Here is a 13,918-nt window from a genome sequence, read left to right on the forward strand (position 1 = left end):
GTGAAAACCGCAGGACGATGACAGAACGTTAGTGCACGCTGGCCGTTATCGCCAATGGACGGCGCAACGACACATCACTGGCTGATGCTGCAAGCCACTATGGAAGTGGGCTTACCCGCGAACAGGGGCAAAGCCCGACTTTCCGCATGCCTGTGGTCTTTCACTTGGACTTGGCATTTTTCTTGTTGATGGCCTTCATACGGGTGGCGGCCCGCTGCACGGTGGCCATCTTCTCCGGTCGTTTCATGCCGCGCCACTTGCGGATCTCTTCGCGCGTGCGGCCACAACTCACGCACAATTCGCTGTTGAGCTGGCAGAGTGAGACGCAAGGGTTGTCGATGTCTTTGGCCATGGGTTGCTCCGTAATCGGGCGGAAATCATACAGCAGATACCCGTGACAGTTTGCATGGCGAGCCATGCGTTCGGGTGCAGGGTGTCGAGTTGCCACTGACTCTTCCACTTGCACCCACACTCCTCACATCCCCCCCGCGGTATGTAATGTGGCGCTTGGTGCGTTGCCTGTCGTTCCAGCCCGCGCTGGATTCGTGTCCTTTCCTATTCGTTCATGTGGCATTTTGCGTAGTCAGGGTATCTATCAAGAACGTCATTCCAAACATTTATTGATGCCTCTTCGAAAGCGGACCCATCACACTCTGCCTTCTCTTCGCTGCCGCGTAACGCAATAAAATCTTCCGCTGTGTTAATCATAATAACCACTGCACGCAAGAGATTTAAAATCAAGGGCGGCGGCAAAAACTGAGTGCAACACCTGACCAACCCGGTACAGTGTGCCTATGTCCTATCAAGAACTCAGCATCGAAGAGCGCATCACGATTCAATTTGGCCAACTCCAAGGCATGAGCCAGAGGGCTATTGCCAGGCTGCTTGATCGCAGCCCCTCGACCAATAGCCGAGCGCTTCGTCGCAACGCCCCTGAGGCGGGCCGGTACTCGGCGAGTCAGGCTCATCAGCACATGCGACACCGGCGCCTGGCTTGCTGCCCCAAGCGTAAGCTGCTGCCCGGAAGCCAACTGTTTGACCTGGTGCTTTATCTGCCGCGTAAATGCTTTTCTCCCCAGCAAATTGCCGGCAAGCTTAACGCCATGGAATTTCCGAATATTGAAGATGCATACGTCTGTCGCGAGACGATCTACAACGCCATTTATGCGCTGCCGGTGGGCGAGCTTCGCAAGGAGTTGATCATCTGTCTGCGACAGGGCAAAACCAACCGCCGCCCACGTTCTGGCGGGGTGGATCGCCGTGGTCAAATACCCGACTTGGTCAGCATTCACGTTCGCCCGCCCGAGGTGGAAGATCGCCAAATGCCAGGCCATTGGGAGGGCGACCTCATCAAAGGCAAAGCCAATGCTTCTGCGGTGGGTACGCTGGTCGAACGCAGCACAGGTTACTTGATGCTTGTGAAAATGAGCGACGCGACGGCAACCTCGGCAGTCGAAGGCTTCAGTGCTGCCTTGAACCGTATGCCAGTAGTGGCCCGCAAAACGCTGACCTACGATCAAGGTAAAGAGATGGCGCGCCATGCCGAAATCACCCAGCGAACTGGAGTGGCGATCTATTTTTGCGACCCTCATAGCCCGTGGCAGCGCGGTAGCAATGAGAACATCAACGGCCTGATTCGCCAGTATCTGCCTAAAGGCACTGACCTTTCGGGCTATAGCCAAGAGCAACTGGATGCTATTGCGTACGAACTGAACATCCGACCACGCCAGCGCTTTGATTACAAATGCCCTATCGAAATGATGACGGCAATGATAGCCAAGCACCATGAGAGCCCATCCTTAACTCAATAGTCGGGTGTTGCACTCAGCCTCTGAAACCGCCCTGCAAAAAAAACTCGCGAAAAGCTCCACCACTATTGCATTATTAGCCTAACCCAAACGGCGCCCCAAAGTCTCTCAACCTAAAAAAATCGAAAAAATGGGTCAATTAAATTAACTACTCAGTCATCAATCCACCAGTCCAACAGCGCATCATCATCAAGGTCGTTAAAGTTTTTATAGATATTGGAATAGTACCAGTCAATCCCAGCCTCCTCCTTGAAACCATTGAATACAGACTCTATTTTATTTATGTCGTTTTTCGAGGGTACACTAAAAGCCAAATTACCCTTGTAAACACCATCTAGCGTCCCCCCCAACAACTCACCGACTTCAGCCTCAAGCTTTTCGATTTTTCCTCTAGCCACCCCCCCTGCATATATATTTATACAGAAATTCCCCCCCCTTTTGACAACCACAGCAGGCGAATTTGTATCCTTAATTTCAATCAAATCCCCTTTCGCCAAATTAAGCGCCAGTCCAGGAGATGATAAAAGCTCATAAGTGAATTCGCCTTTATGTATCGCCGGAAGCTCCTCGTACACGGGCCCTCTATCTGACACGAAAACCTTGATCAAACATACATTTCCTTTATCGTCCATAGGGCGCTCCACAGCCTCCTCGTTCAATACAAGACATTCCTTCCTTAACATAACCGCTATTCCCAGCACTCAAGTTGCAAGATGCCCCTTCCAACGCGGTATTGCACGGAGCTAGATTCCCCCCTTTAGAAGTAGGGGCGTTGGTGTGACCGAGATGCATATCGTCAGCATTTGTAGAGTTTTGACCGCACCTCCAGCATGTATAAACACCATTATTATTTTTGTTGGCATCATCGATAAGCTCATTGCGCACTTTCTGCTGCCCTCTACGGCTGCCGCCATTCAATACACTTTGTGCCATTATATCTTGACTAACCCCTTGACCATCTATCCTAGCAAATGCTGATGGAGGCTTTTTAGCCAGTCCGAGCGGGTCGATCCATTGAACGGGGTTAGCCACATACGCAAAAAGATTCAGCCCTCCTACGTAGCGTATCGGATCCTGCCCGATGAAGCGCCCAATCCTAGGTTCATAGTACCGATGTCGATTGTAATGCAGCCCAGTCTCGTGATCGTGATACTGCCCCTGAAAGCGAATCGGGTTACTCATCCCGACCTGCTTGGCCCACTCCGAACGCTCCTCCCGCACCTCGCCCCACGCCTTGTACTGCCCCGCCCACGCAACGTTGCCGTGCGGATCGGTCAGCTCCATCGGCGTGCCGAGGTGATCGCAGTGGTACCAGGCAATCGCATCGAACGCCTGCGGTGGCATCGTCGTCTGCCACAACGGATCCTGATCGAAGTCGTACTCCCGCTGACGCCAATCCGGCTGCCTGTGGAGCACGATCGGGCGCTTGCGCAGGGCCTGGGCCACCGGCACGAAACTGCCCGGTTCATACAGATAATGCACGGTACGCCCGGTATCGCCATCGTCCCTTGGCGGTGAGCTTTCCCAGGCCAGGGTGTCGCCGTCCCAGCCGAACAGGGTGAATCCGCAACCCAGTTCACGTTGGCGCTTGGCCCGCTGCATCTGGTTCCAGCCGGTACCCGCTTCCGGCCTATCCCAGTAATGTGCGACCGCGTTCTTGTACAGACGTCGACCCAGGGCGTCGTAGGCGAAGTCGACCTTGAGCTTGTCGTCGCTGTAGCTGGCCAACCGGTCGAACAGGTCCCAGGTGAAGTGGGCGTGCGCGCCGTTTTGTAAGCGGTGCACCAGGTTGCCGCGTTCGTCGTACTTGTAGTGGGTGCCGGCATATTCACGCAGCAGGTTGTCCATCAACTTGTTGCGACGTGGGTCGGCTTCCAGCGGGCGGTTCAGCTCCTGGGTCTTCTGGTCCAACAGGTTGCCGGCGGGGTCGAAGGCGAAGGTTTCGATGCCCAGGCGGCTGGTGGCTTTGAGCAAGCGGCCGACGGGGTCGTACTGGTACTCCAGGCCGCGTCGGGTGTCGTGGATGTTGGTGAGCTGGCCGGCGGCGTCGTAGCGGTACTGGCGCTTGAGCAGCGTGGATTGGCTGTCGTGGCTGCCGAGCCACTGCTCCTGCAAACGCCCGACCGGGTCCCAGGCTTGGGTCTGCATCAGCTGGTTGCCCTGGTGCCGAACCACTTCGCGGTGCAGGTCGTCGCGCTCGTAGGCGAGCATTTCGTGGTGGTCGAGGGTCATGCCCAGCAGGTGGCCGCTGCCGTAGGTGAGCCAGCTGACTTTGTGGCCGTCCGGGCGGAGGGTGCTGGTGCGCTGGTTGAGGGCGTCGTATTCGTGCTGCCACACGGCGACCATCGGCGTGCCGGTGGCCAGATAGTGCTGGTGCTCGCGGGTCAGGTTACCGGCTGCGTCGTGGAACCACTGCAGCTTGCTGGCCGCGTTGATGGCCTGGATCAGCTTGCCGTTGCCGTCGTAGGCGAAGGTTTCGGTCTGGCTCTGATCGCCCAGGCGTGCGGTGCGTTCGACCAGCCGGTTCATGCGGTCGAAGCGCAGGTCGAGGCGGCGTTGGCCGACCTGGGTGGAGGCCAGGTGACCGGAATACGGGTCGTATTGGTAGCGGGTCACCAGACCATCGAATCCGGTTTCCTGGAGCAAACGACCTACTGGATCGTAGAAGAACGTCGCCTTGCTTTCGTTTTCGTTCTCCAGGCCGATCAGGCGTCCGAGCTTGTCCCAGCGGTAGCGCAGGGTGTGCTCGTTGGCGTCGATGCGCTCAGCCAGCAGGCCGGCGGCGGTGTAGGACCAGGTGGTGCAACGATCAAGGCCATCGGAGTGAGCCAGCAAGCGACCTTCGGCGTCGTAGTCGAAACGCTCTTCGGTGTTGTCAGGGTGGGAGACCTTGGCCAACTGACCGGTCTTGTACTCATAGGCGGTTTTGTTGCCTAGTGCATCGGCGAACTCGATCAACTGGCCGAAGGCGTTGTAGGCCCAAACACTGGTCTTGCCTGAGCAGTCGGTGTACGCCAGCAATTGCCCGGCGTCGTTGTAGGCGAGTGTCTTTTCGTTGCCGTTGGCGTCCTTGATCGCCTTGACCAAGCCCGCCGGGGTATAGGCAAACTCGGTCTTGTTGCCCAGCGGATCGGTGGTCTCGACCAGGTTGCCGCGCGCGTCGTAATCGCGCAGCCACAGCCCGCCCTCGGCATCGCGAATCTTGATCAGTTGGTCGTGGTCGTCGTAGGCATAGTGCTCGACGCTGTGATCGGGGCGGATGTGCTGCAGCAGATTGCTGCGCTCATCGTAGGCGTAACGGTCCTGGCTGCCGTCGGCATGGACGTGGCGGATGACGTTCTTGCGTGCGTCGCGGAACAGCCATTCTGAACGCCCGTCAGGATGTTCAATGCGGTAGGTGTAGCCGAGGGCGTCATGGTAGTGGCGGGTCTGTTGGTTGCAGACGTCGGTCACGGTGGTCAGGCGAATGTGTGGATCCCACGCCAGCCGCAGGTCAAAGCTGCCGTCGTCGGCCCATTCGCGAATGACCTTGGCCTTGGCGCCAGAGCCATCCCACTGCAGGTTCATCCCGCGACCCGTACGATCGGTGTAACGGGTGATCAGGTGATGGCGGTAGCGGTAGTGCCAGGCGGCGCCGTTTTCATCCTGGGCGCCGATCAGGTCGCCCTGGCCATCGTAGTGATACCCGCACAGCTGACGCAGCGGCTTGCCGTCGACCACCTGCCACAAGCCTTGAATGTGGCCGTGATCGTCGAGCAGGGTGCCCAGTTGCAGGTGGACCTTGTTCGGGTCGTTGTCGAAGTAGGTGTTGATGTCCGAGAGCACCGGCTGGTCGTGGTGACGATGCTCGTAATGCAGCATCGCCCCCGCGCCACTGCGCAGCTGGATATGGGTCAGGTAGAAGCGGTCACCGTGACGGGCGTAGGTTTCCCGGCGGCCCAGGCCGCGCAGCAGCACCAGTTGCTGCTCACCGGTGCGCACCCAGGTGAAGTACTCGACTGCGTCGTACTGCGGCTTGCCCTTTTTCGGCAGCGCGAAGGCATGGCTGCGCCCGTCCATGTCGTGGAACAGCAGGCCTTTGTCGACCACGTCGATGCAGGTGGTGAACTCGGTGATCCAGCGGGCGCCGAGGATGCCGTGGTCCAGCTTGTCGAGGCGCGAGTTGTAGGTGCGAGTCCACGTTACTGGGAACGGGCCGGACAGGCTGAAGTCGGTGTGCGACAGCAGCTCGTTACCCAGTGCATAGCCAATGCTGTGCGCCGTGCACGGGCATGGGCCGTTCTTGCGGGGATTGGGCGCCTGGCGCACCGGGGCCTGCCGGGACAGCGACTCGTTGTGCCCCTCGCTGAGCACGTGACGGGCCTGCCGGGTGGTGTCGGCCTTGACCGCCGCTGCCATCCCTCGCTGGGGCGGGTGGGCGCGCACGGTCTGCAGCAGGCGTTGCAGCAACCAGGCGATGCTCTGTTCGCGCTCGGCCTGGCCCAGCATGTCGAGGAAGCGCGGAACACGGGCGGCCAGGCGCTCAAGGGTATCGATCAGGGGCTGCAACAGTTTCGGCAAGGCTTCGTCGAACTGTCGCGCAACGCCGTTGTAGGCGCTCTTGAGCAGGCCTTCTCCAGCATTGGCGAGGGCCGCGGCGGCCAGGGTCCAGGCGTCGACTTCGAACAGGGAGTCGTACAGCGCCACCTGGGCCAGTTGCTGGCGGGCCCGGGCATGATTGACCTCGGCGTCGAGGTTGCCGCTAGCGGCGTCCTTGAGCAGCCCGGCCAGCCCACCGAACAGTTGGCTGGCGGTCTGGCCGGCGGCTTCGAGCATGGCAGGCAATTGCTCGAGGGCGCCGTCGACGTAGTGCTCCAGTTCGCCGCGAAGGTTGGCGTGCAGGTGGCCTTCGAGGATTTCCAGGAACACCGCGCCCAAGTTGGCCCCGGGGTTGCGCCGCAGCTTCTGCCGGGTCAGGTGCAGCACCGGCCGCAGCACCATGCGCGCCCGCGCCAGGCCGAGCGGAACCGGCACCACGCCAATCAGGTTGATGCCCAGGCTGACCCATTGCAGCGGATCGTTGCTGGGATTTCGTACCAGCTCGGCGATATCGAGCAGCGCATCCACCAGGGCGAAGGCGTTGGCCACAACCGGCACCGAAGCTTCGAGGTGATAACGCACCGATTGCAGGTCGAGCAGACCGCAGCTGATGTCCTGCAGCCACTGGTCGACGGCGGCGGCAGCGGCACCGAGGTCTTCGCGCAGCAGGGTTTCCAGCGGGGCGATGGCGATCTGGACCTCGCGCTCGGACAGCGCGGATCCGGGGGAACCTTGGGGCATTTGGCAGGCCTTCCTAGCCGGGGGATTACCCCGGGAAATCCGAGAAGGCCAAAGGGTATGGGTGGGGTTACCTGACTAGATGCCAGGCAAATTCGATCCGCACTGTAGGAAAGTTCGACACGCCCCCATCAAAGCATGTCTATCAATCTTTGTTGGATCGTCGTTCTCCCAGCATCCATGCCGTGTTGGCCCCCTGCGGCCAACGTTTCCGCCCCGCCAACCTATCAAGTCAGTCCAGCAAGGCATCCACCTCCGCCCGCGTGGTGACCTGGCCGAAATGATGCTTCCACAATTCGATGCCCAGTTGCCCTGACCGGTCCAGGGACGAGCCGACGGTGAGGTCGGTGACCAAGGTCGGCGTCAACCCTGCGTCGAACAACGCAAAGCCGGCCGCGAGCACGCAGGTTTCGGTCTGCATGCCACACACCAGCACCCGTTCGACGCCCAGTTGCCTGATGTATTCGACGGTTTCGACCGGTAGCCCGTAACCATGCTTGACGAACACGGTGTCGGCTTCGACCAGATGCTCGTCCTGCGCCGCAGGGTGCCAGCCAAGCTGGCGTTGAAACGGTGTGACCTGCTCGTCGTGAGTCACCACCATGGCAATGGTGAAGATCTTCGCCGAAAACGCTCGCAACCGGTCGACCAGCCATTCCGGGGGGTTGAACGTCGACTGCACATCGACAATAAGCAAGACCTGCTGCATGAAACGCTCCTGAAGACCGACGGCGGCCATTGCCATCAGTTTGAGCGTGGAGTGTGCCAAGCGCCGGAGTCGTTGGCTATTTGTGCGCTGTGCACTTAGAACTTTTCTTTATTTGTCGGTCTATGTGAATGGCCCAACTGGAAGGTTGCCAGCCGCCAAATGCCTACACGTCCCAACATCAGAGGTTGTCTTCGATCATGAAATTCCACGTCCCACGGATGGTGCTGTTTGGCCTGTTCGCCTTCGCGGCAGTGGGCTCGGCATCTGCAACAACCATGAAGACCACGCCCCCTGTTGCCACGTCCCAGGTCGAGGTCCTTCAGGCGCCCACCCAGGGTGGTGGTAACCCCTGGCCGAGCCTGGCCAGCCTGGCCGATCAGCGATCAGGGACGCTGCTGGCCCACGACGACCGTTACTACCACGATCACCGTGACCATTACCGCCGCGATGACTGGCGCCGGGAACAGTGGCGTCGCGACCAATGGCGCAGGGAGCAAGCCCGCCGCGAAGCAGAGCGCCGCCGCTACTGGGAGCGCCACCATGATCGGGCGATGCACCACCGCTACGACGACGATCACCGCTACTATCGTCGCTGATACCGCCAAGACCGCGACCCCAGGGAACAGGAACGACTGATCCGGCGTCGCGGTCAACATCCTCGAAGGTGACCAAAATCGGTTACAGCACGAGGATTGGCCATGAGTACCCTGACGATCGAAGGCTGGTGCAAACGCGATCCCACGCAGAAGTCCACGCCACTGGGCGAAATACACTTCGACATCCAAGGCGCTAACCACAGGCGATTGGAGCAGGCCGAAGAATACCTGCAACAGAGCCATGAAACCGAAACCATGGTCGATGTCGACCTGGCGAGCATGAACCTTGTATTGCCGCCAGGGTGCGGCCCCCTGGCTGACTGCCGTCTGCGTGTCTACTTGAGTGAAGAGCAACGCGGGCAGTTTCATCTCGTTGGCCATCGTGCCAGTGATGGCAGCCTTATCTACAGCAATGCAGTGTTGATTGCTCAACTGAGTTGAGCCTGGTGAACGAACCTGCAGGGGCCGGTGATCGCCGGCAAGCCGGCTCCTACATGCTGCGGATCCATCGAATGCGTTGATGATTACTATCGAGACACCCGCCTGTCGGGTCGGCAAAACCGCCCCCTATAATCGCCCCTCTGTTTCTCCCCGCTCCTCTCGCCTGCTACAGGCGACGTCCGTTCCTGGAATTTAATACCATGCCGACACCCAACCCGTCCGCGCACGTCCCCGAACACACCCAATACAGCGTCAAGCAGCAGTGGCTTGCAATTCTCTCGGTCGCCGTCGGTGCCTTCTCCCTGGTCACCAGCGAGTTTCTGCCGGTGGGCGTTCTCAACGATGTCGCCAGCGACCTGGGCATCAGTGCTGGCCAGGCCGGCCTGATGGTCACCCTGCCCGGCATCATGGCTGCCCTCGCCGCGCCTTTGCTGTCCGTGGGCATCGGCGCCCTTGACCGGCGCTATCTACTGATCGGCCTGACGCTGATCATGATCATCGCCAACGCGGTGGTGGCTTATGCGAGCGACTTCAGCCTGCTGCTGTTCGGCCGCGTACTCCTGGGTATCAGCATCGGCGGTTTCTGGGCGACAGCCATCGCCCTTAGCGGACGCCTCGCGCCCAAGGGGGTGGGCGTAGCGCAGGCCACTTCGATCATCATGGTCGGTGTCACCTTGGCGACCGTCCTGGGTGTTCCGGTTGGTACCTGGCTCAGCGGCCTGATGGGCTGGCGCATGACCTTCCTGATAACCGCGCTGGTGGGCGTGCCGGTACTTCTGGCGCAGGTGTTGCTGCTTCCGCGACTGGCGCCGGACAAGGCCATTCGCATCAGCGACCTGCCGGCCTTGTTCATCAATCCACAGGCTCGGGTCGGATTGATCGCAGTATTGTTGATTGGCCTTGCGCACTTTGCCGCATACACCTATGTCGCGCCTTTCTTCAAACAAAGGGCTGGCTTCGATGGACCTACCATTGGCTCGCTGCTTCTGCTTTATGGCGTGGCCGGGGTGCTGGGCAACATCTTCGCCGGTTTCGCCGCCAACCGAAGCGTGCGTCACACCCTGTTGCTGGTTGCGCTGATGATCGGTACCAGCACTGCGCTGTTCCCTTACTTCGCCACCGGCATGACCGGCGCCGCGATGCTCATCGCCCTCTGGGGCTTCGCCTTTGGTGCGTTCCCGGCCTGCGCCAGCATCTGGATGTTTGTCGTGGCGCCCAAGGACGTCGAGCGCGGCATGCCTTTGTTCGTGGCCATGTTCCAGGTGATCATCGCGCTGGGCTCGTTCTTCGGTGGGCGGATCGTCGACCAACTGGGCAGTTCGGTGCTGCTGAGCCTGGCCACGGCGCTGGTGGGTTGCGGTGTGGCGACGGTGCTGGTGCTGGGGCGTAGCGTCAGTAATCGCATGGTGGCTCAGCCGGAGGGTGTTGTGGATGCGTCGTAAGTGGTGAGAAGTGCAGCGCGTTTGAGATCGAGCGCCGCCCGCGCGGCGCATCGCGAGCAAGGCTCGCTCCTACATCTGTCTCGGGCCAATTACGCCTGTGGGATTTGCGCGCGAACGCTTTGGCGCATGGCGCACTATCGAGTCGTACACACCAGGCGTTCGCGCGCGTCTGTCACTGGCGTTACTGGCCCGAAACAGACGTAGGAGCGAGCCTTGCTCGCGATGCGCCGCGCGGGCGGCGCTCGATCTCAAGACCGCTGCATGCCCCTCGCCATACCACGACTTGCCGCCGCGCAATGACCACCCCGAGCACGCCCATGCTAACCTGCGCTCACCTCCTCCCGCAGGCGCCGAAGCTAATGTCCATTGCAGACAACCTGATTGCCTTCACCCTCGCCGCCACGCTGCTGACCGTGACACCAGGCCTGGACACTGCGCTCATCCTCAGGACAGCAACCGTCGAGGGCCGTCGGCAAGGGCTGCGTGCGGCGCTGGGCATCAACGTCGGTTGCTTGCTATGGGGCGCGGCGGTTGCGTTCGGCCTGGGCGCGCTATTGGCCGTGTCCGAACTCGCCTACAGCATTCTGAAGTATTGCGGCGCGGCGTACCTGGCCTGGCTTGGGGTGAACATGCTGATGCGGCCACGGCATTCACTGGCGCCGATCGCAACGCAGCCGCGGACGCAGTCCAACTGGTTCCTCAAGGGCATGATGGGTAACCTGCTGAACCCTAAGGTCGGTATTTTCTACGTCTCGTTCCTGCCGCAATTCATCCCCCACGGCCAGCCGCTGATAGCCTGGACCTTCATTCTGGTCGGCATCCACGTGGCACTCGGCCTGCTCTGGGCGATGGTACTGGTCAGCGCGACGCATTCGCTGGCGGGGGTGTTGCGCCGCGAAAAGGTCATCGCTGCGCTCGACCGCGCTACCGGGCTACTGTTCGTGATTTTCGCGGTGCGTCTGGCCCTGAGCAGGCGTTGATTGATCCGATCTCGAAAAAGGTGAGTCGGATGCCATCGCCAACCCTCAAAGGTTGCGCAGCCTGGGAACTTCATTGCACGGACTGGGTCGATAGCATCCCTTGCATCCACGGGCAAGGGCCATGTTCCTTTCCGCCAGACCAGGCACTGTCGAGTCAGTACCCGATGCCCAGCCAACGCATGCTGCCGGCCGTTCTCCTGTTGTTCAGCGCCGTCGCAGCCTGTGGCGCGTTCGCAGGCGACCGCTCGATGCCAGCCCATAGCAACAATGCCTCCACCATGCTGATCGAAAGCGCCTCGCAGCAGTACGCCGCCGGCCATCTGGACCAAGCGGCGGCAACACTGGAACGAGCACTGCAGATTCAGCCGAACAACCCTGCAACCTTGCATTACCTTGGCGTGCTGCGCCTGCAACAAGGCCAGTACCAACAGGCCGAAACCCTCGCCGTGCGCTCGAATATGCGGGTCGGCAGCAACAACGCGCTGCGCAACCGCAATTTCCAGTTGATCCAGGCGGCTCGCAATGGCCAGGTTTACGGCGCACTGCCAGCGGCCGACCAGCCCCCTGCCTCCGCTCAAGCGGTGAACCTAACGCCCACCGATCCCTTCACGCCGCCACCGCAGCCTGCGGCACCACAGCGCTTGAGCAACCCGGTAACACAGGCCGAGGACATGGACATACCCCAGGGTCACCGGCCACCCCCGGGCAAGTGCCGAATCTGGTTCCCAGGTGTTCCGCCGGGGCACCAGCCCGCGCCGGTCAAGTGCAAGAAGCTCAAAGGGCGTATTCCGCAAGGCGCCTACCTGATCCGTCACTGACCCTCAGTCCAGCACCGGCTTCAACAGGGCCTGCGCCTCGTACAACGCAGGCAGGTAGCGCAGGCGAATCTCATCGACGCTCAGCCGCGACGCATGGGTAGTGATGGTCAGTGTCGCCTTCAGTTGCCCAGCACGATCCACCAGCGGCACGCCAAGCACGCGCATACCGATTTCGTACTCCTGATCGACGATACAAAAACCCTGCGCTCTCACCTGCTGCAGCACCGCCTCCAGGCGCGCCCTGTCAGTTTGCGTGTAGGGCGTGAGCGGGCGAAGCGGGTTTCGCGAGAAGTAGTCGTCCCGCGCCGTTGCATCCAGCGACGCCAGCCAGATCCGCCCGCCAGCGGTGCAGTACATCGGTACCCGCGAGCCGGGGCGAATCGACAGCGAGGCGACGTGGCTATACCGGCTGCGCACCAGGTGGATGATTTCGTCACCGTCGCGGGTACCCACCGACACATGCTCCTGGGTCTGGCGCGCGACCTGCTCGACGATAGGCCTCAACATGCGCGGCAACTGCGCCGAATCCACATAGGCCTGGCCAATACGCAGCACCTTGGGTGTCAGCCAGTAATGGCGGTTGTCGGTGTCGGCAAAGCCTTCGTGCACCAACGTCAACAGAAAACGTCGAGTGGCACTGGGCGTCAGCCCTGAGAGCCTGGCCGCGTGTGGCACGCTCAAGCGTGGCTGGTCGGCGCTGAACAGTTGCATCAATGCCAAGCCTTTCTGCAGACCGGCGATGAGGTCGCGGGGATGAGTTTCGTGTTTGTCCATGTGTTCGGCTCGTGGGGTGGGCTGGACGGTTGTCGGGCGGCTCTGGGCCAATCGCCGGCAAGCCCGCTCCTAAGGGTGTTCACCCACTCATACACCAATTCAATGCGAATACCGATACATGACTGCGATTATCGCACTAATGGATCGCTAAGCGCATTGCCGTACCCCCACGCCGCGCGCCACGCTTGCCTCCACAACAACGCCAAAAACGGAGGTCAGCATGATTCGGGGTTCGACAGAACTGGTCGCCATCGTCGGTTCACCCATCGCCCAGGTGAAATCGCCCGACAACTTCAACACCTGGTTCGCCAACAACAACCGTAACCTGGCGATGCTGCCCATCGATATGCAGGAAGCATCGCTTCAAGCATTCGTCGGTAGCCTCAAGGGCTGGCGCAACCTGCGCGGTTGCGTGGTCACCGTTCCCTACAAACAGGTGTTGGCCGCGCATCTGGATGAACTCAGCGATCGTGCCACCGCGCTGGGTTCGGTCAACGTGATTCGCCGTGAACCCGATGGCCGCCTGCTGGGTGACAACGTCGACGGCGCAGGCTTTCTCGGTGCTGCGCGCAAGCATGGATTCCAACCAGCCGGCAAACGTGTGCTGGTGATCGGTTGCGGCGGGGTCGGCAGCGCCATTGCCTATGCATTGGGTGAGGCAGGCGTCGCCCAGGTGACCCTCAGCGACCCCAGCACTCCGCGCGCCGCCGCACTTTGTGAACTGCTCGGCAATACCTTCGCCAACCTTGAGGTCGCCACACACTACGAATCGCTGGAGCGCTTCGACCTGCTAGTCAACGCCTCACCCGTCGGCATGGGCGATACCGGCGAGCTACCGCTGCCGGCGAGTCTGCTGGAAACCCTGCAACCCCGGACCCTGGTGGCCGACGTCGTCACCTCCCCGGAAATCACCCCGTTGCTGGCTCTTGCGCGCCAGCGCGGCTGCGCGATCCAGACCGGAGCGCAGATGGCATTCGCACAGCTTGGCCACCTCGGCGCCTTCATGGGCGTCACGCCGCTGGAGATCTGAGGCC

General features: G+C 60.8%; 12 protein-coding genes. 7 read left to right on the forward strand and 5 right to left on the reverse strand.

Annotation, left to right across the window (positions count from 1 at the left end):
• Positions 1–160: 160 nt before the first annotated feature.
• Positions 161–352: a DUF1289 domain-containing protein gene (locus P3R38_RS12860; protein WP_023380667.1), complete on the reverse strand. Its 192-nt coding sequence runs from the start codon at positions 350–352 to the stop codon at positions 161–163.
• Between the two features lie 442 nt (positions 353–794).
• Between P3R38_RS12860 and P3R38_RS12865 the strand changes: the two genes are divergently transcribed.
• Complete coding sequence (locus P3R38_RS12865) at positions 795–1,811, forward strand: IS30 family transposase (protein WP_277686200.1); 1,017 nt, start codon at positions 795–797, stop codon at positions 1,809–1,811.
• Between the two features lie 149 nt (positions 1,812–1,960).
• On the opposite strand, the gene P3R38_RS12870 is transcribed toward P3R38_RS12865, so the two are convergent.
• The 3 genes from P3R38_RS12870 to P3R38_RS12880 form a co-directional block, all read right to left on the reverse strand.
• A complete protein-coding gene (locus tag P3R38_RS12870; protein ID WP_277686201.1) occupies positions 1,961–2,440 on the reverse strand; it encodes a DUF4265 domain-containing protein in 480 nt (159 codons plus the stop codon).
• Positions 2,430–7,127: an RHS repeat-associated core domain-containing protein gene (locus P3R38_RS12875; RefSeq protein WP_277686202.1), complete on the reverse strand. Its 4,698-nt coding sequence runs from the start codon at positions 7,125–7,127 to the stop codon at positions 2,430–2,432. Before P3R38_RS12875 ends, P3R38_RS12870 begins: the two co-directional genes overlap by 11 nt.
• Positions 7,128–7,356: 229 nt before the next feature.
• A complete protein-coding gene (locus tag P3R38_RS12880) occupies positions 7,357–7,833 on the reverse strand; it encodes an isochorismatase family protein (RefSeq protein ID WP_023380672.1) in 477 nt (158 codons plus the stop codon).
• Positions 7,834–8,030: 197 nt separating this feature from the next.
• On the opposite strand from P3R38_RS12880, the gene P3R38_RS12885 reads away from it, so the two are divergent.
• The 5 genes from P3R38_RS12885 (at position 8,031) to P3R38_RS12905 (ending at position 12,110) form a co-directional block, all read left to right on the forward strand.
• Entirely contained in the window at positions 8,031–8,429 is a 399-nt protein-coding gene (locus tag P3R38_RS12885) for a hypothetical protein (protein ID WP_104883874.1), read from the forward strand.
• Between the two features lie 102 nt (positions 8,430–8,531).
• Entirely contained in the window at positions 8,532–8,870 is a 339-nt protein-coding gene (locus tag P3R38_RS12890; RefSeq protein WP_023380674.1) for a hypothetical protein, read from the forward strand.
• A 200-nt stretch (positions 8,871–9,070) separates the two neighbouring features.
• Positions 9,071–10,312 carry an MFS transporter gene (locus P3R38_RS12895; RefSeq protein ID WP_104883873.1) on the forward strand — a complete coding sequence of 414 codons (1,242 nt, stop codon included), beginning with the start codon at positions 9,071–9,073 and terminating at the stop codon, positions 10,310–10,312.
• A 359-nt stretch (positions 10,313–10,671) separates the two neighbouring features.
• The gene (locus tag P3R38_RS12900; RefSeq protein WP_104881731.1) at positions 10,672–11,292 is read left to right on the forward strand and encodes a LysE family translocator; all 621 of its coding nucleotides are present in this window, start codon (positions 10,672–10,674) and stop codon (positions 11,290–11,292) included.
• A 164-nt stretch (positions 11,293–11,456) separates the two neighbouring features.
• Positions 11,457–12,110 (forward strand): tetratricopeptide repeat protein, encoded by a 654-nt coding sequence (locus tag P3R38_RS12905; protein WP_023380677.1) that lies wholly within the window; start codon positions 11,457–11,459, stop codon positions 12,108–12,110.
• Between the two features lie 3 nt (positions 12,111–12,113).
• Here the strand turns inward: P3R38_RS12905 and P3R38_RS12910 are convergent, their stop codons facing one another.
• Complete coding sequence (locus tag P3R38_RS12910; protein WP_023380678.1) at positions 12,114–12,884, reverse strand: IclR family transcriptional regulator C-terminal domain-containing protein; 771 nt, start codon at positions 12,882–12,884, stop codon at positions 12,114–12,116.
• A gap of 220 nt (positions 12,885–13,104) precedes the next feature.
• On the opposite strand from P3R38_RS12910, the gene P3R38_RS12915 reads away from it, so the two are divergent.
• Complete coding sequence (locus P3R38_RS12915) at positions 13,105–13,914, forward strand: shikimate dehydrogenase (RefSeq protein ID WP_277686203.1); 810 nt, start codon at positions 13,105–13,107, stop codon at positions 13,912–13,914.
• The last annotated feature ends 4 nt before the right edge of the window (positions 13,915–13,918 follow it).

Source organism: Pseudomonas sp. NyZ480 (assembly GCF_029537255.1).
Classification (GTDB): domain Bacteria; phylum Pseudomonadota; class Gammaproteobacteria; order Pseudomonadales; family Pseudomonadaceae; genus Aquipseudomonas; species Aquipseudomonas taiwanensis.

What these genes read in the sequence shown, in the direction of transcription:
- P3R38_RS12860 (WP_023380667.1), bottom strand. Translation starts at nt 352, where the DNA reads ATGGCCAAAGACATCGACAACCCTTGCGTCTCACTCTGCCAGCTCAAC.
- P3R38_RS12865 (WP_277686200.1), top strand. Translation starts at nt 795, where the DNA reads ATGTCCTATCAAGAACTCAGCATCGAAGAGCGCATCACGATTCAATTT.
- P3R38_RS12870 (WP_277686201.1), bottom strand. Translation starts at nt 2,440, where the DNA reads ATGGACGATAAAGGAAATGTATGTTTGATCAAGGTTTTCGTGTCAGAT.
- P3R38_RS12875 (WP_277686202.1), bottom strand. Translation starts at nt 7,127, where the DNA reads ATGCCCCAAGGTTCCCCCGGATCCGCGCTGTCCGAGCGCGAGGTCCAG.
- P3R38_RS12880 (WP_023380672.1), bottom strand. Translation starts at nt 7,833, where the DNA reads ATGCAGCAGGTCTTGCTTATTGTCGATGTGCAGTCGACGTTCAACCCC.
- P3R38_RS12885 (WP_104883874.1), top strand. Translation starts at nt 8,031, where the DNA reads ATGAAATTCCACGTCCCACGGATGGTGCTGTTTGGCCTGTTCGCCTTC.
- P3R38_RS12890 (WP_023380674.1), top strand. Translation starts at nt 8,532, where the DNA reads ATGAGTACCCTGACGATCGAAGGCTGGTGCAAACGCGATCCCACGCAG.
- P3R38_RS12895 (WP_104883873.1), top strand. Translation starts at nt 9,071, where the DNA reads ATGCCGACACCCAACCCGTCCGCGCACGTCCCCGAACACACCCAATAC.
- P3R38_RS12900 (WP_104881731.1), top strand. Translation starts at nt 10,672, where the DNA reads ATGTCCATTGCAGACAACCTGATTGCCTTCACCCTCGCCGCCACGCTG.
- P3R38_RS12905 (WP_023380677.1), top strand. Translation starts at nt 11,457, where the DNA reads ATGCCCAGCCAACGCATGCTGCCGGCCGTTCTCCTGTTGTTCAGCGCC.
- P3R38_RS12910 (WP_023380678.1), bottom strand. Translation starts at nt 12,884, where the DNA reads ATGGACAAACACGAAACTCATCCCCGCGACCTCATCGCCGGTCTGCAG.
- P3R38_RS12915 (WP_277686203.1), top strand. Translation starts at nt 13,105, where the DNA reads ATGATTCGGGGTTCGACAGAACTGGTCGCCATCGTCGGTTCACCCATC.